Raw genomic sequence first — 23,661 nt, forward strand, 5'->3', positions numbered from 1 at the left:
GGGTGTGTTTGACAGAAAGTTCAGTGGATAAGGTGCAGTAATTTGGATTACTGCACCTCTTTTTTCTGGGACAAATGCTCTGACCCCATGTCCCACTACTGAGCGGTGAGGGTTGCTTCGGTTTCGTGTAGCTGGCCGCCGCGGTAATAGGTGATGGTTAGGGTGTCGCCGATTTCTTTTTCTTGGAAGAGGATTTTTCTTAGATCAATGACATTCGTAATTGGTTCGCCGTTTAGTTCAACGATAACATCGAGCCGCTCGAGTCCGCTTTGATCGGCAGGGGACAGTGGCTGGACACTCCAAATATATACACCCCCGGTTACATCACTTGGCAATGATAATGTATTTTCCCATTCTTGATGGGGGATTTCATCTAACGAATAAACTTCAACTCCAAGGAAGGGGCGCTCGACTACTCCCGTTGTTTCAAGCTCTTGCATGATTGGCAAGGCATGGTCAATCGGAATTGCAAATCCAAGTCCTTCTACAGCTGCTTCATTTATCTTCATCGAATTAATGCCAATGAGCTGGCCGTAAATGTTGATAAGTGCGCCTCCACTATTTCCCGGGTTAATCGCGGCATCTGTTTGGATAACCTCTGCTTGCCAGTCAGGGCGCCCGTCCATGTCAAAGTCTTGGGGGATTGTTCGCTCTGTACCGCTAATTACACCTTGCGTAACCGTGCTGGAAAACATAAGCCCAAGAGGGTTGCCAATGGCGATTGCCGGCTCACCAACCTTTACATTGCCGGATACGCCAATTTCAATTGCCTCCTGAACGTTATCACTTGGCATCCGAATTACTGCTAGATCACTGAATAAATCACTGCCAACGACTTCCGCATCGAGATGGGTATCATCATAGAGGACGATCTCAATCTGATCGGCTCCTTCCACGACATGGTGATTCGTTACAATATACGCATTTCCATCTTCTATTTTATAAATAACTCCTGAACCAGTTCCAGCTTCAACGGAACCTTCCTCCAGCCAATAATGATTCTCCTTTTGAATATTTGTTACACCGACAACGGCCGGGGTAACCCGATCCACGACCTCCGTTATTTGGGTGGAGACGTCGACGCTTACAGATGTATTTTGCGGCTGTCCATCTAGCCCGTCATGAATTGTTTCTGTCATTCGGTCTGTTGTTGTTTGGGGAATCAGATTTGCTTTCATTAGTTCGGGAAGCGCGACTGAGACAATTAAAATACCGATAATGACACCTAAAAGCAGGGGAGTGAGCCAGTATAATTTCCTGCGCTCCCTCGATTTATAATAACCCATGCCCTAACCTCCTCTATATCTCTCTTTACTTACATGTAGTATTACCAAAAATCGCTTCTTCATAACGCCTTTTAGACTGGGACATTTGGGGTCAGAGCATTTGTCCCAGTGGGACAAGTGCTCTGACCCCAATGTCCCTGCAAAAAAACAGGCCAAGCAGGGGATTCCTGCTTAGCCTGTTCATATTACACTACATCATATAATTGGGTTGGTTCTTTTGGATCGGTGTCACATAGTTCGATATGGATGCCACGTTCTTCCAATATACGGGAGACGGACATGCGGGCAAGGTCTTTCATATTATTGTCCAAGCTCAAGTGAGCAAGATAGATTCGCTTCGTATTATTGTTAATGACGTCAGCTAGAGCGAGCCCTGAATCTTCATTGGACACATGACCAGAATCGCCTAGGATGCGTTGTTTTACACTCCATGGATATCTTCCCATCCGCAGCATGTCCACGTCATGATTCGCTTCAAAAATATAAGCATCTGCATCTTCCACTATTTTCTTAATCCGTTCCGACACATAACCTAAATCCGTAACAAGCGCTACTTTTTTTCCGCCACTATGAAACGTGTAAAATTGTGGTTCCGCAGCGTCGTGGGAGACACCGAAAGATTCAATGTCCATATCACCAAAGGTTTGAACTTCTTCCCGGTTAAAAACAAACTTTTGGTCAACAGTAAGCTTTCCGATCGAATGCTCCATCGCCTTCCACGTCTTTTCATTTGCATAGATCGGCAAATTATATTTCCGCGCAATTATCCCAAGCCCTTTTATATGATCACTATGTTCATGGGTTACTAAAATGCGGGAAAGCTCGCTCGGGTCAAGATGAGCTTTTTCAAATAACAAATCAATCTGCTTCCCACTCAAACCCGCATCGACAAGGATTTTTTCCTTTTTCGATTCAATATAAAAAGCATTCCCTGTACTCCCTGATGCGAGTACACTAAAGCGTAAACTCATTCTGTTTCACTCCGATTATCTAACTCTAATCTTTCTTCTAGAATAGGTAAGAAATTTTCCCTTAAATCATTTTCCTCATCCAACATATTCACCCGCATCATATGTTCACCAATGACGTTCAGTAAAAATTCCGTCTGATTGCTTTCATAAATGAGGCCTTCTATCGCATTGACAAAATGATCGCGCTCCTCATTCACTGACACTTTCCATGTCGGGGCAAATACTTGAATACCTTCTGCGGTAATCCGAGAATAATAGCCGATTTCTATATCCGACACATTATCTCCACGATGTAAATAATTTGCTTTGAAAAGCTGACCGATTACCTGCGTCGGCTGGTTCAACTGCACTGGCTCACCTTGCACTTCTGCCTTTCCAAGAATCGTCTGGCTATAGTGGGTTACTTCATTATCATCGTTCAGAAAGACGAGTAGCAAGCCATTTTCATTATAGTAAATGGGCCGGTTTTCCTTCTCTTGGAAAAACATCAATATATTCAATTCCTCATTCCACTCGGCAAAAACATATTCGTCCCCGTAAAGCACGTGAGGGAGAACCGCCGCTTCCAGCGCATCTTTGGACTTATTCGGTGAAAGCTTAACCGGACTATCCAATTGACTTATAATTAAATTATTATTAAAAACTTCTATCGTCTGACCTTCTAATTCATCCAATTCCTCAAGATCCTTATCTGATAATTCCCGTTGGACGACCGATATATAGGCAAGTTCGGTTACATCAACCGCTTTTGAATCATCGGTTATTTGTTCTGAAGCGAGCTGGTCTTCAATCGGTAATTCCTGATTGTCGAGATATCCGACATCTTGCTGTCGGTCGATAAAGGCAAAGATCAAATATATATTGAGGATGAGGAAGCTAAGGATGAATAATGTCTTAATATTTCCCCACTGCATCCTTAGTTCCCTCCCATTGGTTGCTTTTCTTCATCAAATATAATTTTTTGCCATGAATTATTTTCCTTTTTGTACCAAGCTGGAACCATCTCAAAGTATTCACTATCCTGTTCATCCTGCTGATATTTCAGTTCATAGCCTATTTTAACATCTTCTATATTCTCCATCGTAACATCCACATCGGATTCTAAAAGGTCAATGATGTTTTCTCCCGATGGCAGTTCATTTTCTCGCAGTTTGAATTCACTATCGAATAAATAAAGCGGCCGGTCATATTCAATCAGCTGCATACCATTTTGATAATTTCCCCATCTTTGCTGGATGGTGGCGAGCTTATGAATATTAAATACGGGATAACTTTTATAATACATTTGGTATGTTACTTGATTGTTATTCAAATTAACATCATCCAAGCGATAATCTTGGTTCAAGCGAGATGCATACGTCCAACCGCTATGATTATTAATATTGTTGATACTGCGATCAAGCAAATCCAGTTCACTAATAACACGATCCGGTTCGTCAGTTGACGGTGAAATATGACTAATATATTCCATCCGTTTGCCATTCTGATAGACACTCATCTGCCGGTTATCCGTAAAATAAGCTTCTCCAATCGTCTGTGAGTTGGTTTCCCGTACAACAGCAGGATTCGTGAATAGGATATTAACGAACAAAGCTGGTTGAATTTGAGTTGGTGTAATAGAATAGGAATCCATTTTTATCTTGCCGGCTGGAATATATACCGGGTTTGTCTGTTCATTTATAACAAGGTATTCCTGATATGTTTCTTTATCCAAGGTCTCCGTGTTGCGCCATAATTGATCATAGATCTCTGCATCATTAATCAAAGCGACGGCACGCTGGTCGGAAGTATCCGAACTAAACTCCAGCTGTAAGGACTTACTGTCATGAATAAAACTAATGTATATCCGCTTCATCGACCAATTCGGAAAAATAATATCATCTGACCCAAAATTAAACAGTGTGCCGAGCACTTTCATAGGAATTTCATCGGCAAATATGAGTTCTATTTTTTCCGGGGAGCGCTCAGTCGCTTCTTCACTATCAAGAACCTCATAATTGGAAATAACCCAATCTTGCATCTGATGAAACATTTGATCTTGGGATTTCGAATCTTGAAATCCAAAATAACCTGCGTCAGTGTGGAAAATAATATCTACAGGTTTAATCAGACTCCGCTTCGTTTCGTCATTTGATCCCCCTGCATCAATCTCACTATTTACAAACTCACTGCTAATCGTTTGGTTGGAGTTCGGTTGATAACTCCATAGCGTGTAAGATAAGAGAATACTGATTCCAATTAAGACAATGAGGATGAATGTTTTTACGGTTTCGAATTTCATCTGACGTCCCTCCGCTTCCTCTTAATGAGTGGGAGTGTAAAGTAAATCGTTGTCCCATGACCTTCTCTGCTTTTCGCCCATATTCGTCCATGGTGAGCTTCGACGAGTTCTTTTGTAATGGCAAGTCCAAGGCCTGTACCACCAAGCTTCCTCGTTCTCGCCCGGTCCGCCCGGTAAAAGCGGTCGAATATTTTTTCCAATCGGTCGTAAGGAATTCCCATCCCTTCGTCTTGCACCGAGATGAGCAAGTAATGGCGTTTATTTTCTACCCGGAGAACAATTTTGCCGCCTTCTGGAGAATACTTAATCGCATTTGAAATAATGTTATCAAGTACTTGAGTCATCTTATCTTTATCAATCCATACTTGATAATTCTTATTCGGCAATTCCCGTTTGATTGTCGTCGTCTCCGGCAAATTCATTTCAAAACGGTCGATGATCTGGTGGAAGTAATCGATAAAATCTGTTTCTTCCTTGTGGAGCTGGTATTCCTCTGCATCCATTCTGGAAAGCTGGAGAAGATCATTCACCATCCGGATCATCCGGTCGGTTTCATTTTGGGTAACTTCAAGGAATTTCGGTGCGATTTCCTTATCTTCCCAAGCTCCGTCCGCCAATGCTTCGAGATAACTTTTCATCGTCGTAAGCGGTGTCCGCAATTCATGAGAAACATTGGAAACAAAATCCCTGCGCTCTTGTTCAACCTTTTCATCTTCCGTTACATCATTCAACACAGTAATAAAACCATTTATTGCATCTTGGTCATCTTTTACTGTGGAAAAGTTAGTTCGGATGAGAAACGGCTGGTGATCATCGCTGAAATCAATAATCATCGAGCTATTCTCCCGGAGTTCAGATATATCGACAAGCTTTTCATCAAGCTGTAAAACATCAAGTAAATCATCACCAATCAAATCGTCCGGATTTTTCCCGAGGAGAATTCCCGCAGCTTCATTGATTAACGTGATTGATCCTTCTTGATCGGTTGCAATAACACCGTCTGACATATTGGATAGCACTGAACTGAGCTTAAAGCGTTCTTCTTCAATTGTTGCATAGGAATGTCTCAGTCGGCTGTTCAAGTCATTGAATGCTTCTGAAAGCTGACCGATTTCGTCTTTTCCATATACATTTACTTTCTGGGTGAAGTCACCTTTCGCCATTGCTTGGGCTTGTCTGCGCATTTCCTTAATCGGCTTCGTGATCGAGCGGGCAACAAGCACCCCAATAATGGCAGAGATTGCAACCGCAAGTAATGCCCCTTGTAAAAAGATTTTATTAATTTCATCCAGCTGCTTATAAACGCCCTCTAAGGACGATTCCAAGTAAATCGCACCGACTACGTTGTTCTCATTATCAAGAATCGGGTCGACGCGAACATAAACATATTCTCCGTTTTCATTGATGAAATCATCTTCCTTTGTCATATCAAAGAAAAGCACCTGTTGGATGATATCTCTCGTAATCCGCTGATTGATTTCCACGAGATTATTGTTCGTACCGATGATTCTACTTTGGCTGTTTACGACAATTACGTTCGTAAGGTCATCGGTGCTGAGCTCATTAACAATATCTTGAACTTCTGCCTCCGGACTCATTCCCTCTTCCGTTTCCGTCTGTTCACGGTTGTAAACACGTTCGAGATTATAGCTAAGAAGTTCCATTCGGCTGGAGACATTGTCCTTAAAGCTTTCTTCCAGGTTTTTGGAAAGCTGCCCGGTAAAAAATGTTCCGATGAGCTGGACAGCAAGTATCAGCAAGAGAATATAAATAATAATGAATTTTAATTGTATCGAACGAAAAAATCCGACTTTATGCATCACAACTACTCCTGATCAGGATTACGTAAATAATAACCAACTCCGCGCCGTGTCACAATCCAGGCCGGGTTACTTGGGTTCTCCTCAATTTTCTCACGCAGTCTTCTCACCGTAACGTCAACCGTACGCACATCTCCGAAATAGTCATAACCCCATACGGTTTCAAGTAAATGTTCTCGGGTCATAACTTGTCCAATGTGACGTGCAAGGTAGTGTAATAATTCGAACTCCCGGTGGGTCAGTTCGATTTGTTCTCCATCACGGGAAACAACGTAAGCATCCGGGTAAACGGTAAGACTTCCGATAACGATGTTTTTCGTCGGTTTCTCGGTTTCTTCCGGTAACTGCTGTCTACGCAAGTTCGCCTTCACCCGGGCAATGAGCTCGCGGTTACTGAATGGTTTCGTCACATAGTCATCCGCACCAAGTTCCAGGCCGAGTACTTTATCGATTTCCGAGTCCTTTGCGGTCAGCATGATAATCGGCATACTCTTTGTTTTCCTTACTTCACGCAGTACTTCATTTCCATCTTTATTTGGCAGCATAATATCGAGGAGGATGAGTTCGGGGTCTTCCTCTTCCGCCATACGTATTGCCTCGTCACCGTCATTGGCGACAATCACTTGGTAGCCTTCCTTTTCTAAATTAAACTTTAATATATCTGCAATTGGTTGTTCATCATCTACAACTAATATTTTTTGATTCATTTTTGCCACATCCTTTTCATGTAACGCTTTCCTCTATTTTAACGTACTTTTGCCAATCTGTCTGTACCTATTTGGTCGGAGAGCGGGGCCAGTGGGGTCAGAGCATTTGTCCCAGTCAAATGGGACAAATGCTCTGACCCCACTGGCCCACTCCAAGTCAAAAAAGCACGAGGCTTGTGCTCGTGCTTTATGCTTGGACGGGTGCTTGGGGAATGTCTTGTTTACTGTAGCGATATTCCAAGTCAACGAATTTGTTGTATTCTTTTACAAAGGCAAGTTCAACGGTACCGGTTGGACCGTTACGTTGCTTGGAAATGATGATTTCGATGATGTTTTGCTTTTCCGATTCCGAGTCATAGTAGTCGTCACGATATAGGAAACCAACAATATCGGCATCTTGCTCAATACTTCCAGATTCCCGGAGGTCGGACATCATCGGGCGTTTATCCTGACGGGATTCGACACCACGGGAAAGCTGCGATAGTGCGATTAAAGGCACTTCCAACTCTCTTGCCAGTCCTTTTAGAGAACGAGATATTTCGGAAACTTCCTGCTGTCTGTTCTCCTGGGAGCCGCTGCTTCCTTGGATAAGCTGTAAATAGTCAATCATAATCATTCCAAGACCATGTTCTTGTTTTAACCGGCGACATTTCGAACGGATTTCACTGACACGAACACCCGGTGTATCATCAATAAAAATCCCGGCATTTGATAGAGAACCCATCGCCATTGTCAGCTTGCCCCAGTCGTCTGCTTGGAGCTGGCCGCTCCTAAGTCGTTGGGAATCAATATTTCCCTCAGCACAGAGCATCCGCTGTACGAGCTGGTCCGCTCCCATCTCAAGACTGAAGATCGCGACATTATTTGCTGTTTTTACCGCAACGTTCTGCGCGACGTTCAGAGCAAAAGCTGTCTTACCAACAGAAGGGCGGGCGGCAATAATAATCAAGTCGTTGCGCTGGAAGCCACTCGTAATTCGGTCCAGTTCCTGATAACCAGTTGGAACACCGGTTATGTCTCCCTGATTTTCATGGAGCTGCTCAATTTTATCGTAAACGTCGATGAGGACGTCTTTAATATTTTTAAAGCCTTCACTGTTTTTTCTTCCGGAAACTTCGAGGATGGTCTTCTCCGCTTCATTTAGAACGTCATCGACCTCGTCCTCCCGCTCGAATCCTGAAGTTACGATATCTGTCGCGGCACGAATGAGTCGGCGCAGCAATGCCTTCTCTTCTACAATACGGCTATAATACTCAATATTCGCAGCGGTCGGTACACTTTCAGCTACTTGGGTGAGATACGTAACTCCACCTGCTTCTTCCAGCTGCTTCCGGTCATTTAAATAAGTGGTAACGGTAATAACGTCTATTGGCTCACCGCGGTCTGCCAGTTGCAACATCGCAGCGAAGATCCGTTGATGGCTTGCCCGGTAAAAGTCTTCCGGCATCAAGATTTCCGAGGCACTGGAGAAGCTTTCAGGCTGCAGAAAAATTGCTCCGATAACCGACTGTTCCGCTTCAATATTATGCGGCGGTGTACGGTCGATTGGTCCTTGATCCATGGTAGTTCCTCCTCTCTTTGTTGATTCATGAAGTAAAAAGGACTCACGTGAGATTCGTGAGTCGCAGGGCCGACTGATCAGAGTTTTCTGGGACAGTAGCTCTGACCCTAGTCCCACTATTTTTGTTCGGTGACGTGGACTTTGATTGAACCGGATACTTCTGGGTGGAGCTTGATTGGTACGGTTGTGTAGCCCAGAGCTCGGATTGGTTCGTCTAGTTCAATTTTTCGTCTGTCGATTTTATGTCCATAGTCTTTTGCTAACTTTTCTGCGATTTGTTTGTTTGTAATTGATCCGAATAGGCGTCCGCCTTCACCAGATTTTGCTTGCAATTCCACTGTTAAATCAGCAAGTTTATCTTTTAATTGAATCGCTTCTTCTTTTTCTTTCTGTTCTTGCTGGGCGTTCTTACGTTTCTTCGCATCAAGCGCCTTTAAATTTCCTGGTGTTGCTTCAATCGCCAATTTATTTTTTAAGAGATAGTTTATTGCATAGCCTTCCGCTACGTCTTTTACTTCCCCTTGCTTTCCTTTACCTTTTACATCTTTTACAAAAATCACTTTCATTTCGTTTCTCTCCCTTCGAAATATTCATCAATGATATCTTTTAACAATAATTCAACGTCTTCAACGCTTGTATCTTCTATTTGGGTTGCGGCATTCGTTAAATGTCCACCGCCATTCATTCGTTCCATAATGATCTGGACATTGATTTGTCCTAGCGAACGGGCGCTAACACCAACCCGGCCGTCCTCCCGCTCGGAAATAACGAAGGAGGCTGTCACCCCTGTCATTGTCAAGAGCGTATCGGCAGCTTGTGCAATCAGTACAGGGCCGTACGTTTCTCCAGGCTCTGCAGCAACAATTGCAATTTTGTCTCGGTAGATTTCGGTCCGTTCGATTAACTTGCTCCGCTGTAAATAAACACGGAGATCTTCTTTAAGTAATTGTTGGACGAGTACCGTATCTGCCCCCTTTGCTCGTAAGTAAGAGGCTGCATCAAACGTACGAGAACCTGTCCTTAACGTAAAGCTTTTCGTATCTACTATAATACCAGATAACAAGGCGGTTGCTTCAAGCATTTTTAATTTAATTGTTTTGGGCTGATATTCCAATAACTCCGTCACAAGCTCGGCGGTAGAAGATGCATATGGTTCCATATAAACAAGTGTCGGATTATCAATAAACTCTTCTCCGCGGCGATGGTGGTCAATAACCACTTTATATTCCGTCTTAGCGAGTAAAGCTGGCTCGGCGACCATAGACGGCTTATGCGTATCGACAATTACAATTAGACTCTGACTTGTAATGATATCTTCCGCTTTATCGGGGTCAATGAATCGTTCCCACAGTTCTTCATCTGCCTGGATCGCTTCGACTAACCGTTGTACACCTGTATCCACATCATCCGGATCAAAGACAATATAACCTTCGACACCATTTGCTTTTGCGATATTTAAAATCCCGATCGCTGCACCGACAGAGTCCATATCCGGTGATTTATGCCCCATAATAATGACTTTGTCGCTCACCTTCACAAGATCTGTCATTGCGTGGGAAATAACTCGCGCGCGGACACGGGTCCGCTTTTCCATTGGATTCGTCTTACCACCATAGAAACGAACCTTACCTGCTTCATCCCGAATTGCTACTTGATCCCCACCTCGGCCGAGTGCTAAGTCAAGACTAGATTGGGCAAGTTCACCAAGCTGTGGCAATGGAACGTCTCCTTGACCGACCCCGATACTTAGCGTGACATTCGTACTCTGTTCCCCGGTAATCTCCCGGATTTCATCCAGAATATCGAATTTCACTTCTTCTATCTGTCTTAAAATCTCTCTCGTTCCAATTGCGAGGAAACGTTCCTGGGAAGTGCGCTTCATATAAAGGCCATTCCGCTTCGCCCAATCATTAATGAGAGAGGTGACTTCTGAATTCAACAGACTTTTTGCCGTGTCATCCATCGGCAAGGTAATATCTTCATAATTATCGAGAAAAATGATAAACAAGACAGTCTTATCATTTTCATAAACGGTACGCAGTTGCTCCCGCTCCGTTTCATCAATGAAATAAACTAAGCGCTCATTTTTATTAATCTTTGTATGAAAATAGTATTCATCTAACTGAACAATCGTATCTTTTCTGTCTTCTTTAATGTCGGTAACTAATTCCTCGGACAAGAAATTAAGTGAAGAACCGATTACTTCGGCTTCATCCGTATTAAATTGTCGCATATAAGGATTCGCCCATTCGATTTTATAGTTCTCATCGTAAAGCACAATCCCAAAAGGAAGCTCACTTAAAGCCTCTTTGCCTACCATTTTTACGCGTGTTGAAATTAGCTTAATTTCATCTTGCAGCTCTTCCATTCGCTTATTTTCTCTTTGTATACTATAAGCTAATGAAGCGAGCAGCAGAACAGCCCCTACTATTCCAATTATCCACTCGTAATAAAAAAGGACGGCAAGCAAAATGGCGGATAGGATATAGATAATCCATATATGATTGTCTAATAATCGCTTCCTTTTCAACTCCGGCATAACTGTTCACTCCAATTTTGCTTCCATTAAAGGTTATTTATTTTTTTGAAGACGAGCCCTCAAATTTAACCCTATATCAATTATACCTAAGATTCTAACGAAATAAAGGAGAAATAATGGAAACAGGATGGTCAGCACAATACTTAAGATAGGAATTACCTTCGACCACTTCTTATAATGCGTAAAGAAGAAGATGAAAGAAAATCCTTGGATTACAAGCAGCATTTCTAAAATAATCAGTGCATTTTGTACACCGACATACATAATACTGTTCGGATCGGAACTGATCAAGGATGCGATAATGACGATTAAATAGAGCCAAATAATCGACGTCGGCAATTTTAAACTTCTAAATGGTGGAAAGTATAATTTTTTATTGTACATTCGGTTCAACAATTTATAACTAATCCACTGTGTTAGAAACGCTAAGAACACCGCGCTGATTGCAATGAAGGCTGGCATGAGCTTAATAAAGTACTGAATCTGCTCGATAAATAATGCCTCCATATCCACGGCTTCCCCTGATTCAAGACCTACCCCTTCCATAAGGGAAATATACCAATCCACTTGATCTGTTGCAATCGTTTCGATTTCCTGGACGAAATTCACACCCAGTAGAACTTGCGTGAAAGCAAGCGTAAATAACAGGCCCCCGATAAATCCTAACGTCCCGTAAGCCCATGTTTCATAAGCAGTCCGCTCTTTATTTATTGCATGTCCTATTAATAAACCTGCCGCTCCCATCATCAGTGTGAGCGGTAAGTAGATTACCGTCAGAATCATACTAATAAGAGAAGCGAAGACAACTACAAGCATTCCAGGCTTCACTCCATGTTTGGACGTATAGATGACAAAGGGAATTGGGAGTAGCACCATCATAAAGGTTGATAGAAAAGGTACTAAGGTACCGAACAGGAGAATAAGATATATTCCTGCTAGGAGTGCTCCTTCTGTCAGTTTTTTTGTATTGTTCATTTCTGGCATACACCTCAATTTTATATCTAATTATCACGGTACAACTATTCTTTAACTGCCCGCATCCAAGTAAGTGGAATCAAATCTACTCAGGCAGTAGAACACGGATAGTAACACCCTGATTAACTCCATTAGCATTCAGCTGGGCAATAAAACGCTCGCTGAATGAAGTTTTATTTTATGCTGTCCTCTTATCATAACATGAAAGCTATTTTTCTTTCGTGGTTAACGGTCGGAAATCTCAAACACGAACGAACAGATTTTTATTATTTTTATTGGGAAATCATTTTGTCACGTATTAACGGTCTGTAATACCCCCCACTTCTAAACATGAGAATAGCCTACATGTGAAGGTGGGGGAGGTACAGTCCGTAAATACCTGATTCGGTTCAACTAACATTCAGTGGGGGGAAGGAACCCCACTGAATGAAGTTTCACTTTATCCAAATGCCTCTATTTATTTCTTGTCGAAATTTCCCGAAATTATTTCCCGGGTAATAATTTACCGCATGATTTAACAGAACATTCATTCTAGTTGGATAGGTTTCCTTGGAAATAATTAATCACAATCAGAGCATTTCCTGCTGATTTCATCTATAATTAAGATGTATAAGTATGTTTAAATAAGGATGGAGCCAATGATTCTCATAGATGCATTTATTAATAGTTTAAAATTACCTAATAAAAATGCGATGTTCAAATTAAATCGAGTCGGAATGGATATCGTCGTATTCTACTTATTTATTTTGATTCTTATCGTCTCAATCCCACATCTTGTTCTGCAACTGCAAATGACAGATGGGCTTGCAGGTGGATTGCCAGTTATATTAAAATTAATCTATTTCTTTATGTTCTATTATTTACCACTGACAATCGCCGTATTCCTATTTATTTCCATCATGGCATATGTTGGGGTTGCAATTGCCAAACTGATGAAAAGGAAATTAAGGTATCAGATTATTTGGAAGCTGCTCGCTTTCACAACAACGATTCCTTTCTTTGCATATATGTTACTTGCATCACTTTTTCCAATCCGTGACAAGTACCTGCTACTAGCAATTGTTTATTCTTTCATTATGCTCATCTTCATGATCCTGAAATATCCAAAACGAAGAATAAGGAAGAAAGCTAAATAGAAATTTCTAGTTGGGGGTGTCCGTAAATTCAACCAAGGCAATTATTTATCTATATTATTTCAGTCTCACTTAATGCGTTAGGAAATAGTTTCATGATTGTAGCAAACTTTGGAAGTGCTCCCTGGACTTCCGCCGGAGAAAACTTAGCATATATCTTACCATTTTCCGTTGGGGTCTGTGTCATTATATTACATATGTTTTCCTTCCTGCTTAGTTACTTGATGAAAGTTAGACTCAGTTTGAAAATGATTGCTCAAAGTCTCATCCTCGCTTTTATATTTGGAGGCTTTATTGATTTATTCTTATACCTTCATCAGTTGGTCTACATTCCGGGTGATATGTTCATGCGTGGTTTGTACTTGTTTGTCGGCCTTAACTTCATTGCAATCGGAGTTAGTATTTATTTTCAAGCTGGATCTATTTACTTACCGACGGATTATTTATTGAAAGCATTCGGCAAGTTAATGAAAAATTATACAGTAGGAAATATCTTTTTTACAGCCGTACCGTTAGTAATTAGTATCGTCATTATTTTATATCGTTCAGAAATGACTGGGATCGGTATTGGTACTTTATTCTTCATGTTTGGGCTCGGATTTTTAATGGATATGTATAACCGGCTAATCCGTATCCGGAACATGGAAGTAAGAAGTAGTGATTAAGAAAGATAAAAACACCTCAAAACGAAGCGAAATCGTTTTGAGGTGTTTATTTTTATCTTACTCCGCAACAAACGGCAGAAGTGCCATTTGGCGAGCACGTTTGATAGCTACTGTTAGTTTACGCTGATATTTTGCAGAAGTTCCAGTTACACGACGAGGAAGAATTTTTCCACGTTCGGAAATGAAACGTCTTAATAAATCAACATCTTTATAGTCGATATGGGTAATACCGTTAGCTGTGAAATAACAAACTTTACGACGTCTACCACCACGTCCACGACGAGCTGCCATGAGCGATTACCTCCTTTGCTTTATTGTTTATTGTATTATTGATGTTCATCACGAACAGTTAAGTTAATTTTACAAGTGATTCTAATTACTATTAAAATGGCAAGTCATCATCCGAAATGTCAATTGGTTCTCCATTATTGCGGAATGGATCTTCCGTTGCTTGACCTTGACTCGGACCCTGGCCTTGATTTTGGTTCGGGCTTGGTTGGAACTGGCCTTGTCCACCAAACTGACTTTGATTTTGATTTTGAAATTGGTTCTGGTTCGGCTGGTATCCTGGTGCACCACCGCCTCTATCTTGAGAAGCATTTTTTGACTCCAGGAATTGAATGCTGTCTGCAACAACTTCAGTTACATAAACGGTTTTACCATCCTGACCTTCATACGTACGTGATTGCAAACGGCCATCAACACCGATCAAACTGCCTTTTCTCATAAAGTTTGCAAGGTTTTCCGCTTGGCGGCGCCACACGACACCATTAATAAAATCTGCCTCACGTTCTCCCTGCTGATTAGAAAAAGGACGGTTCACTGCGATATTGAAGTTAGCCACTGCTATTCCGTTTGGTGTATAACGTAAATCAGGATCCCTTGTTAACCTGCCTACTAATACGACACGATTTAACATCAGAACCACTCCTTATTATTGTTCATCTCGAATTGTCATATGACGGACAATATCATCAGAGAACTTAGCTAGACGGTCGAATTCGTTAACTGCTTCTTCACCGCCAGTGAAGTTAATGACAACATAATATCCATCGCGGTACTCATTGATTTCATAAGCAAGACGACGCTTGCCCATCTCATCAACTTTTGTGATCTCCGCGCCATTATCTGTAAGAATTTTGTTGAAACGCTCAATTAAGTTTGTTTGCGCCTCTTCTTCAATGTCTGGGCGGATGATATACATGGTTTCATATTTGTTCATCCGTTACACCTCCTTTTGGTCTTAGCGGCTTCCAGAATAACTCTGGGAGCAAGGAGCAATTTATAAAATATAATTACTCACAATAAGATATTATACCAAACTATTTTTCATTAAACAAGGTTTCGAGATCCTTTTTTTACGTTTATCCTAGAGCATTACACATTAAAGCGGAAATGGATCACATCGCCGTCCTGAACAATATAATCTTTTCCTTCTAAACGGATTCTCCCGTTTTCTCTTGCAATTGCCATTGAACCTGCTTCTAACAAATCATCATAAGATACCGTCTCAGCACGGATAAATCCTCTCTCAAAGTCTGTATGGATAATTCCTGCTGCTTGCGGTGCTTTAATTCCTTTTCTAAACGTCCAAGCGCGCACTTCCTGCTCACCTGCAGTAAAGTATGTGCCGAAGCCTAATAAATTGTAGGAGGCTTTGATAAGCTTATCAAGGCCTGACTCTGCAATGCCCAGTTCTTCTAGGAACATGTCCTTTTCGTCAGGATCCAGTTCAGCAATCTCTTCTTCAATTTTTGCACAAACGACTATGACTTCTGCATTTTCTTGCGCGGCATATTCTTTCACCTTTTGCACATTTTCATTCGCATCAGGGTCAGCAACTTCATCTTCTTTCACATTTGCAACATATAAGATTGGTTTGTTTGTAAGGAGATGCAGTCCTTTTACAATTTTATCCTGATCTTCATTGAATTCAACTGTACGTGCTGGCTGGTCATTTTCGAGTGCTTCTTTTAGCTTGGACAATACTTCGAATTCCTGTAATGAATCTTTATCCTTCTGTCTAGCTAGCTTTTCCACCCGCTGATAACGTTTCTCTACGGTTTCCAAGTCTGCTAAGATTAACTCTAGGTTAATGATCTCGATATCATCAATCGGATCGATTTTTCCAGATACGTGGGTAATATTCTCATCTTCAAAACAACGGACGACCTGACAAATGGCATCCACTTGACGAATATGGGATAGGAATTGGTTACCAAGTCCCTCTCCCTTACTTGCCCCTTTTACAATTCCAGCGATATCCGTAAATTCAAATGCGGTCGGTACCGTTTTCTTCGGTTTTACAAGTTCAGTTAATTTATCTAGACGCTCATCAGGTACTTCGACTACACCGACGTTTGGATCGATTGTTGCGAACGGATAGTTTGCTGCTTCAACCCCTGCCTGTGTAATAGCGTTGAATAATGTAGATTTTCCAACGTTCGGAAGCCCGACGATTCCTGCTGTAAGGCTCATTAAAATTCCACTCCTTAAGGATTTCTTTCGTGACGAACGCGTTCGTTACTCTAAGTATAGTATAAGTAATAGGAAAAGGAAAAAACTAAAAAAAGAAAAATAGGTAACAAATCGTACCTACTTTTATCATTTGCGTGCAATATTTACGTTTTCCTAGACTACTCTTCTATTATCATACTATCTAATTCAGATATTTATCAAATTTAATTCTTTTTCGGAAAAGTTAGAGGGACAAATGCTCCAATCCGCTGTCCGTGAATTTATTCAGCTTTCTCGAGGACTTTTTTCAGTTTTTTGGTAAATTCCCGGCGGGGGATCATGACGCTGTGATCGCAACCTTGGCATTTGATTCGGATATCCATACCCATACGGATGATCTTCCAGCGGTTTTCTCCACAAGGATGCGGTTTTTTCATTTCGACAATATCATTTAATGCAAACTCTTTATCCGCCAATCTGATGCCTCCTTTTTCATTCGTACAACGTGAAATAGTCTATCTCTATTATACCTATGTTTTAGTGTTTGTTACAATTAATATTCACCTATTATTCTTCCCTATTGGATAAAGGAGTAATTTTACTAATATATATAAATTCAATATTCCGTATAGTGGGTAAATAAAAGCAACAAGTTGGGTAAAGCTGATGAGACTGAATGGGAGCATAATCACTAACATAATCGTAGCCATTTTTAATAAAGAAAAACCGTATTTTTTATTTACTCTAGTAATCATTCCGAGTAAGGTCGCTGCAGCCGTTGTGTATATTGCAAGCCAAAGCATGAGCATCATCACGACGATTACAACTTGTCCATAATTATTAATGATTAAATAAAGCGGGATAGCAGGTAATTCCACTTGTTTGGCAAGCTCCGTTAAGCTTGTATTATAAATAAACGTGATAAACCCAAGAATGAGACCACTTGAAATCGAAGCAATATATATTTCCCCTTTGGATTTAATTCGATTGCCGATTGCCCCCAGAACGGCAATTAACGGTAAAATATTTAATGCAGTAAATGGAAAAGCGGCCGTCCAGTTATCCTGACTATCCCAATTACTTTGAAATGATATCTCTTCTCCTTTTATGAAAACAAGTAAAATAACAAAAAGCGCAATTATCAATAATGGCATTAATAATTGATTAATATTTAATAATTCACCAATTCCTTTACTAAAAATAATCATAAGACCTGCAAAAATAAAGACAGTTCCCCACCAGAACGGGATTCCAAATGACTCAAACGTCGCCCCACTCCCAGCAATCATCACGACAGTTACACAAAAAAGATAAATGAAAATTAAATAATCATAAACAACTGCCAACTTCTTTCCTGTTAATTGATGAAGAACTGGCACATAATTCGTACTCTGTAATTTATAACTGATATTTAAAATCGTTATCGTACATAATATAAAGAAACCCGTGAACAAAAGAATAGCAAGTCCACTTCCCGCACCAAAAAATTGCCAGATTTCCCTCCCAGACGCATAACCAGCCCCCATTACTGCACCTGTTATTAGAAACATATTTTTCATCCCTGCACGAACCATCCTTATTCCTCCGCTCACGATGTATAGTTTTCAGAAAAATGCCATATACTATACCAATATGTTTTTGGAGGATAAGCTATGAATCAGAAACCGTCCGAGCAAAAGAATTTCAACTATCGAATTCACTATAATGAAGAACAAGTTATCGATAAAGTTAGCGAAAAGATTATTTCCTGGTTCCCTAGATTACCGCGCGAATACATTGTCGTCTGTATTGGAACCGACCGTTCGACTGGGGATGCGCTTGGACCTTTAACCGGCACATTACTGACCGCAAAAAAACCACAACACTTTAATATTTATGGCACCCTCCATCAACCGGTTCATGCGACAAATTTAATGGAATATATCGCTGAAATTAAGAATAAGCATCGACATCCATTCATTATTGCAGTCGATGCCTGTTTAGGGAGAAATACGTCGATTGGGCATTTAATAACAGGTATTGGACCTTTAAAGCCTGGTGCAGCTTTAAAGAAAGCACTACCGGAGATTGGGGATATTCATCTTATAGGGGTTGTGAACTCTGGTGGTTTTATGGATCACGCAGTTTTACAAAGCACAAGATTATCGATGGTGATGGACATGGCGGAAACGATCGCTGAATTACTTAATATCATCGATCAACAACTAAGTCCTAGTTTTATCCGCCCTGCTGTACTACGCAATCATCCGGAAAGAAATCAAATGATTTAATATCATTTACCCTACTCTTCCTTGATTTCAACTTTATTTATTTGTATTCTCTTGTTAGAGTCATAGATAATAGTACACTTTATTATCTAAAAAAACTCTGACTGGAGGTTTTATCATCAATATAGAATGGGTAGTTATCGTTTCATTAATCATGAACGGTGTTCTTCTTCTGCTTATTTATGGACAAAGTAAACAAATAAATCGATTGGAGGAGCAGAACAAACAATCGCTTCACATAGAGAATGATGAGGAATTCATTCAATCGGTAAAAGAAAAGATTGCCACGGTTGGCGATGTGAAAACTGTAAAGTATGTACGTGAGGAAAAAGGTCTCTCGTTAATTGATGCTAAAAAATTCGTAGATCAGTTAAAATAGACAAAAAATAGAGCCACATTGTATAGTGACTCTATTTTTGTCTATCTTATGTAATCTAAAACAATTGAAAAGCATAATAAATCAGTACAACAAGTAATAGTGCAGGCATTAAGTTGGCAACTCGGATTTCTTTGATTTTCAATAAATTTAAACCGATTGCAACAATCAGCAAACCCCCGACCGATGTTATTTCAAGTATTAATCCTTCCAGCATAGCTTCTGGCACCCACTTTTCAATCTGGGTAGCAAATAAAGTAATCGCACCTTGGTATAGTATAAGCGGGATAACGGAAAAGAGAACGCCAAATCCTAATGTCGTCGTTAAAACGAGTGCTGTAAAACCATCAATAATACCTTTTGTAATAAGAACTTCATGGTCTCCCCTTATTCCACTATCAAGTGCTCCAATTATCGCCATCGCACCGATACAGAAAATCATCGTTCCTGTAATAAATCCTTGAGAAACACTGATTGTATCATTTTTTGTCGTGAATTTACTTCCTAACCACATACCCAATCTGTTTAAAGCATCCTCTATCCGAAAGAACTCCCCTATTATTGCACCAAACAATAAAGAAATGAGGACAATTACAATATTCTCAGTGGAAAAGGCCATTTGTAAACCAATCAAGATAACAGCAAGCCCAATCCCGTGCATAACCGTTTCTTTATATTTCTCTGGAATGCGAGTAAAAAACATCCCAAAAATACTTCCGATTACAATTAATAATCCATTCACAATTGTTCCAAACAGTACCATCATTTACACCTTCATGTTATTTACTTGTTCCACGTGGAACATAAAAAGAAATGCTTACACCTATCCGAATGTTTCACGTGGAACATCTTTAATGATCAGTTCACTTTTAAAGATTGCCTTTGGGCTGACCGCCTTTGATCCTTACGTGATTTTCATTTAAATGGATAAAGAAGGACCAACAATGGAGTCGTTGGTCCTTCCTCTTATTTTTCAAGAAATTCGATGATGCGTTGCAAATCATCATCATTGTAAAATTCAATTTCAATTTTACCTTTTTTCTTTCCTTGTTTTATCGTGACAGATGTTCCTAACCGATCACGCAGAATTGCTTCTCGTTCTTGAATAAATACGTTTTTCTTCGGTTTTTCCTTGCGCACCTGCTTCTTCTCATTTAATTCTATGACAAGTTTTTCCACTTGCCTTACATTCAGCTTCTCTTTACGGATTTTATCAACAAGCTGCATTAATTTACCTTTATCTTTTAAACCAATTAATGCTTTGCCATGGCCCATGGACAACTCACCATTATTAATATAAGCAACAACTTGTTCCGGCAAAGATAATAATCGAACAGTATTAGCAATGTGGGACCTGCTCTTCCCAAGACGTTTTGACAATTCTTCTTGAGTGATTTTGAGCTCATCCATTAGATTGCGATAAGCATGGGCTTCTTCTATCGGAGTCAAATCTTCCCGCTGCAAGTTCTCTAGCAAAGCAAGTTCCATCATTCGCTCATCGGAAAGTTCTTTTACGACGACTGGAATAGTTTCCATGCCAGCTTCTTTCGCTGCACGAAATCGTCTCTCCCCTACTACGATTTCATAACCTTTGATGCTTTTTCGTACAATTAAAGGCTGGATAATTCCGTATTCTAAAATACTTGTCTTTAACTCTTCAATCGCATCCGCATGAAATGTTTTCCTTGGTTGATACGGATTTGGGCGACATTCACTGATTGCTATTTCTTCGACCCTATGTTCTTCTTGCTCACCCATATCGGGAAAGTACACTTCTAGACCTCTACCCAACCCTTTCGCCACTCTGCATCACTTCCTTTGCTAATTCAAGATACACTTCTGCTCCCTTTGACTTCGGATCATAGTTTATAATTGGCTGGCCGTGACTCGGTGCTTCACTCAATCTTATATTTCGTGGAATGATAGATTTATACACCTTTTCCTGGAAATATTTTTTCACTTCGGCTACGACTTCAATTCCAAGGTTTGTTCGTGCATCAAGCATTGTTAGTAAAACACCTTCAATCATCAAATGCTTGTTTAAATGCTTCTGTACAAGTCTAATGGTGTTTAAGAGCTGACTTAACCCTTCTAAAGCGTAATACTCACATTGTACTGGAATGATGACGGAGTTGGAGGCGGTTAATGCGTTAAGCGTAAGAAGACCTAATGATGGTGGACAATCGATAATGATATAATCATATTCATCTTGAAGTTGTTCTAATGCTTTACTCAACCGCATTTCTCTCGACATAATCTGTACTAACTCTATTTCTGCTCCAGCAAGTTGAATCGTTGCAGGTATTATATCTAAGTTGACCATATCAGTGGAAACAATTACATCTTCTGCAGGAACTTCTTCAACAAGTACGTTATAAATACAGTGCGACACATCGGCTTTATTAACCCCTACCCCACTTGTTGCATTACCTTGTGGGTCTGTATCGATCAGAAGAACTTTATTTCCTAAAGAAGCCAGTCCCGCGCTCAAGTTGACTGAAGATGTAGTTTTTCCGACGCCACCTTTTTGATTTGCGATGGACATTATTTTTCCCATGTTGACACCTACCTAAAAAATATACTATTTATTTTATCATTAAATACTAGAGTTAGACTATTAATTTATTAATCTTATAGAAATTGATTCGAACTTACTAGTGAATAATCGAGTGGATTAAGCTGCTTAAATTCTTGCAGAAATACCCATCTCAAGCGAAAAGATGGGTATTCTAAATGGATACAAGCAATTTACAAGTATCATTACTGATTATTTTTCGGAATTTTAATCGTAATTTGATAGTAGTCATCCATCTCCTGCTCATTCGATTCGACTTTGACTCCGGTATCGGAAACCATCGAGAGGGATTGACGGATCGTGTTCATTGCAATGCGGATATCTTTATTAATTCCTTTTAATTGGGCCCGTTTCCGTTTCGGGGCTTCATTTTTCTCATTCAATGCAGCTATTCTTTCTTCCGTCTGTTTCACATTCAGGTCTTGTTCGATAATCAACTGCAGAATTTCCAATTGCTTTGTTTCGTCTTTCACTTTAATAAGCGCCCGTGCATGTCTTTCAGTTATCACTTTTTGTAAAAGCGCTTTTTGAACAGGTTCAGGTAACTTTAACAATCTTAATTTATTTGCGATCGTTGATTGATTTTTACCTAAACGTTGTGCAAGTGCTTCTTGTGTCAAGGAATGAAGCTCCAATAATTGGGCATATGCCCTTGCCTCCTCAATAACTGTAAGCTCCTCCCGCTGAAGGTTCTCAATTAAAGCTACAGAAGCCGTTTCCGTATCGGACATTTCACGAATGATTGCTGGTATTTGCTCCCATTCCAGGAAAGTTACCGCTCGCCATCTACGCTCACCAGCAATGAGTTCGTATCGTTCCCCATCCAGCTTTCTTACAACAATTGGCTGAATCATTCCATGCGTGTGAATGGTTTGCGCTAATTCTTGTATCTTTTCATCATCGAAAATCGTTCTTGGTTGAAATCGGTTTGGTTCAATTTTTTCAACTTCTAATTCGATGACTTCATTAGGGTGGAATTCTGTTTCTTCAGCCTTCGAATTCGATTTATCCCCTATTCCAAAAAACCGATTAAAAGGACTCACCACTAGTTGACACCACCTTACATACTTTTACGCTAAATTAGTGCATGATGTTAAAATGTTCCACGTGAAACATTTTATCTTACTCTATGAGTCTCTGATCTCTCTATCTTCTAATATTCTACCATAATTACGTAATAAAAGGACCTATTTCGTAATATTTATACGTGTTCCATTAATAAAGTACAATCTAACCGTATCCCTATCTGGAAAAAAAGAATTGCCCACTAATGTTCATCAGCGGGCAAAAGTTTTATTCGATTGGATTTTTATTCGGTGTGCCAGGTTTGCGTGGATATTTCTTCGGTGTTTTTCTACGTTTTTCAATCCAATAGATTGTTCTTTCGCTATCTTCTTGTGGCAATGTGAACGTTTTTTGATCAATTGTTTTGCCACCGAATAATTCAATTGCATTTTTTGCAATTTCGAGTTCCTCTTCAGCCTGAGCTCCTTTTAAAGCAACGAATATACCGTTTTTCTTCACTAGTGGTAAGCAAAGTTCACTTAATACGGACATTCTTGCAACAGCGCGGGCCGTTACAATATCATAATTCTCCCGGAACTTTGCATTCTTCCCGAAACTCTCTGCGCGATCATGGTAAAAAGATACGCCTTCAAGATCTAGCGCAGTAGCAAGATGATTCAGGAAGACAATTCGTTTTTGTAAGGAATCCACGATTGTTACTTTCAATTGCGGGAAGCAAATTTTTAATGGAATGCTGGGAAATCCCGCTCCAGCACCTATATCGCAAATTGTTTGTTCACCGGAAAAATCTTGATAGAATGCAGGAGTAATTGAATCATAAAAATGCTTCAAATAAACCTCCTCTTCAGCGGTAATTGCTGTAAGGTTCACTTTTTCATTCCATTCCACCAAGGTTTCGTAATAAATAGCGAATTGATTCATCTGTTCAGCGGTTAATTCAATCCCCTGCTCCGAGAGTGCTTGTCGAAACTGTTCTGGATTCATCTAAAGATTACGCTCCTTTACACTCGTGTTAACGTGCT

The 23,661-nt window shown here is 40.3% G+C and carries 25 protein-coding genes; 4 read left to right on the plus strand and 21 right to left on the minus strand.

From position 1 onward, the window contains the following. Positions 1-95 precede the first annotated feature (95 nt). From IEX94_RS09240 to IEX94_RS09285, 10 genes are all read right to left on the minus strand, one after another. Positions 96-1,286 (minus strand): S1C family serine protease, encoded by a 1,191-nt coding sequence (locus tag IEX94_RS09240; protein ID WP_156855369.1) that lies wholly within the window; start codon positions 1,284-1,286, stop codon positions 96-98. Positions 1,287-1,471: 185 nt separating this feature from the next. Next, entirely contained in the window at positions 1,472-2,257 is a 786-nt protein-coding gene (locus IEX94_RS09245) for an MBL fold metallo-hydrolase (RefSeq protein ID WP_188856943.1), read from the minus strand. Continuing rightward, positions 2,254-3,171, minus strand: coding sequence for a two-component system regulatory protein YycI (locus IEX94_RS09250; RefSeq protein WP_188856944.1), 918 nt, complete (start codon positions 3,169-3,171; stop codon positions 2,254-2,256). The genes IEX94_RS09245 and IEX94_RS09250 overlap by 4 nt, the downstream gene beginning before the upstream one ends. Before the next feature lie 2 nt (positions 3,172-3,173). Next, the gene (locus IEX94_RS09255) at positions 3,174-4,538 is read right to left on the minus strand and encodes a YycH family regulatory protein (protein WP_156855366.1); all 1,365 of its coding nucleotides are present in this window, start codon (positions 4,536-4,538) and stop codon (positions 3,174-3,176) included. Further along, positions 4,535-6,358 carry a cell wall metabolism sensor histidine kinase WalK gene (walK, locus tag IEX94_RS09260; protein ID WP_156855365.1) on the minus strand — a complete coding sequence of 608 codons (1,824 nt, stop codon included), beginning with the start codon at positions 6,356-6,358 and terminating at the stop codon, positions 4,535-4,537. Before walK ends, IEX94_RS09255 begins: the two co-directional genes overlap by 4 nt. 5 nt (positions 6,359-6,363) lie before the next feature. After that, positions 6,364-7,065 carry a response regulator YycF gene (gene yycF / locus IEX94_RS09265; RefSeq protein WP_156855364.1) on the minus strand — a complete coding sequence of 234 codons (702 nt, stop codon included), beginning with the start codon at positions 7,063-7,065 and terminating at the stop codon, positions 6,364-6,366. Between the two features lie 187 nt (positions 7,066-7,252). Next, positions 7,253-8,626, minus strand: a complete 1,374-nt coding sequence (gene dnaB, locus IEX94_RS09270; RefSeq protein WP_188856945.1) for a replicative DNA helicase — start codon at positions 8,624-8,626, stop codon at positions 7,253-7,255. Between the two features lie 116 nt (positions 8,627-8,742). After that, complete coding sequence (gene rplI, locus IEX94_RS09275) at positions 8,743-9,192, minus strand: 50S ribosomal protein L9 (RefSeq protein ID WP_188856946.1); 450 nt, start codon at positions 9,190-9,192, stop codon at positions 8,743-8,745. Next, positions 9,189-11,165, minus strand: coding sequence for a DHH family phosphoesterase (locus IEX94_RS09280; protein ID WP_156855351.1), 1,977 nt, complete (start codon positions 11,163-11,165; stop codon positions 9,189-9,191). The genes rplI and IEX94_RS09280 overlap by 4 nt, the downstream gene beginning before the upstream one ends. 33 nt (positions 11,166-11,198) lie before the next feature. Next, a complete protein-coding gene (locus IEX94_RS09285) occupies positions 11,199-12,140 on the minus strand; it encodes a YybS family protein (RefSeq protein ID WP_188856947.1) in 942 nt (313 codons plus the stop codon). 638 nt (positions 12,141-12,778) lie between these two features. Between IEX94_RS09285 and IEX94_RS09290 the strand changes: the two genes are divergently transcribed. Together IEX94_RS09290 and IEX94_RS09295 are read left to right on the plus strand one after the other, a co-directional pair. Next, a complete protein-coding gene (locus IEX94_RS09290) occupies positions 12,779-13,276 on the plus strand; it encodes a DUF1189 family protein (protein WP_156855349.1) in 498 nt (165 codons plus the stop codon). 47 nt (positions 13,277-13,323) lie between these two features. Next, positions 13,324-13,938 carry a DUF6198 family protein gene (locus IEX94_RS09295; RefSeq protein WP_505817508.1) on the plus strand — a complete coding sequence of 205 codons (615 nt, stop codon included), beginning with the start codon at positions 13,324-13,326 and terminating at the stop codon, positions 13,936-13,938. A gap of 57 nt (positions 13,939-13,995) precedes the next feature. On the opposite strand, the gene rpsR is transcribed toward IEX94_RS09295, so the two are convergent. The 6 genes from rpsR to IEX94_RS09325 all read right to left on the minus strand — a co-directional run bounded on the left by rpsR (position 13,996) and on the right by IEX94_RS09325 (position 17,969). Next, the gene (gene rpsR / locus IEX94_RS09300) at positions 13,996-14,229 is read right to left on the minus strand and encodes a 30S ribosomal protein S18 (protein WP_188856948.1); all 234 of its coding nucleotides are present in this window, start codon (positions 14,227-14,229) and stop codon (positions 13,996-13,998) included. A 91-nt stretch (positions 14,230-14,320) separates the two neighbouring features. Then, positions 14,321-14,857, minus strand: a complete 537-nt coding sequence (gene ssb / locus IEX94_RS09305; RefSeq protein WP_188856949.1) for a single-stranded DNA-binding protein — start codon at positions 14,855-14,857, stop codon at positions 14,321-14,323. A gap of 15 nt (positions 14,858-14,872) precedes the next feature. Then, positions 14,873-15,160, minus strand: coding sequence for a 30S ribosomal protein S6 (gene rpsF, locus IEX94_RS09310; protein WP_156855345.1), 288 nt, complete (start codon positions 15,158-15,160; stop codon positions 14,873-14,875). 155 nt (positions 15,161-15,315) lie between these two features. Then, positions 15,316-16,416, minus strand: coding sequence for a redox-regulated ATPase YchF (gene ychF / locus IEX94_RS09315; RefSeq protein ID WP_188856950.1), 1,101 nt, complete (start codon positions 16,414-16,416; stop codon positions 15,316-15,318). Between the two features lie 260 nt (positions 16,417-16,676). Beyond that, entirely contained in the window at positions 16,677-16,871 is a 195-nt protein-coding gene (locus IEX94_RS09320; RefSeq protein ID WP_156855343.1) for a DUF951 domain-containing protein, read from the minus strand. An 84-nt stretch (positions 16,872-16,955) separates the two neighbouring features. Then, positions 16,956-17,969 carry a YkvI family membrane protein gene (locus IEX94_RS09325; protein ID WP_156855342.1) on the minus strand — a complete coding sequence of 338 codons (1,014 nt, stop codon included), beginning with the start codon at positions 17,967-17,969 and terminating at the stop codon, positions 16,956-16,958. Between the two features lie 78 nt (positions 17,970-18,047). On the opposite strand from IEX94_RS09325, the gene yyaC reads away from it, so the two are divergent. Next, entirely contained in the window at positions 18,048-18,665 is a 618-nt protein-coding gene (gene yyaC / locus IEX94_RS09330; RefSeq protein WP_188856951.1) for a spore protease YyaC, read from the plus strand. Between the two features lie 151 nt (positions 18,666-18,816). Then, positions 18,817-19,041, plus strand: coding sequence for a hypothetical protein (locus IEX94_RS09335; RefSeq protein ID WP_156855340.1), 225 nt, complete (start codon positions 18,817-18,819; stop codon positions 19,039-19,041). Between the two features lie 55 nt (positions 19,042-19,096). On the opposite strand, the gene IEX94_RS09340 is transcribed toward IEX94_RS09335, so the two are convergent. The 5 genes from IEX94_RS09340 to rsmG all read right to left on the minus strand — a co-directional run bounded on the left by IEX94_RS09340 (position 19,097) and on the right by rsmG (position 23,623). Further along, positions 19,097-19,801, minus strand: a complete 705-nt coding sequence (locus IEX94_RS09340) for a DUF554 domain-containing protein (protein ID WP_188856952.1) — start codon at positions 19,799-19,801, stop codon at positions 19,097-19,099. A gap of 203 nt (positions 19,802-20,004) precedes the next feature. Further along, positions 20,005-20,841 (minus strand): ParB/RepB/Spo0J family partition protein, encoded by an 837-nt coding sequence (locus IEX94_RS09345; RefSeq protein WP_156855339.1) that lies wholly within the window; start codon positions 20,839-20,841, stop codon positions 20,005-20,007. Next, positions 20,822-21,595, minus strand: a complete 774-nt coding sequence (locus IEX94_RS09350; protein ID WP_188856953.1) for a ParA family protein — start codon at positions 21,593-21,595, stop codon at positions 20,822-20,824. The genes IEX94_RS09345 and IEX94_RS09350 overlap by 20 nt, the downstream gene beginning before the upstream one ends. 203 nt (positions 21,596-21,798) lie before the next feature. Further along, positions 21,799-22,659: a nucleoid occlusion protein gene (gene noc / locus IEX94_RS09355; RefSeq protein ID WP_188856954.1), complete on the minus strand. Its 861-nt coding sequence runs from the start codon at positions 22,657-22,659 to the stop codon at positions 21,799-21,801. Between the two features lie 247 nt (positions 22,660-22,906). After that, positions 22,907-23,623: a 16S rRNA (guanine(527)-N(7))-methyltransferase RsmG gene (gene rsmG, locus IEX94_RS09360; RefSeq protein WP_156855336.1), complete on the minus strand. Its 717-nt coding sequence runs from the start codon at positions 23,621-23,623 to the stop codon at positions 22,907-22,909. Positions 23,624-23,661: the final 38 nt, after the last annotated feature.

This window comes from Oceanobacillus indicireducens (genome assembly GCF_014647195.1).
Taxonomy (GTDB): Bacteria; Bacillota; Bacilli; order Bacillales; family Amphibacillaceae; genus Oceanobacillus; species Oceanobacillus indicireducens.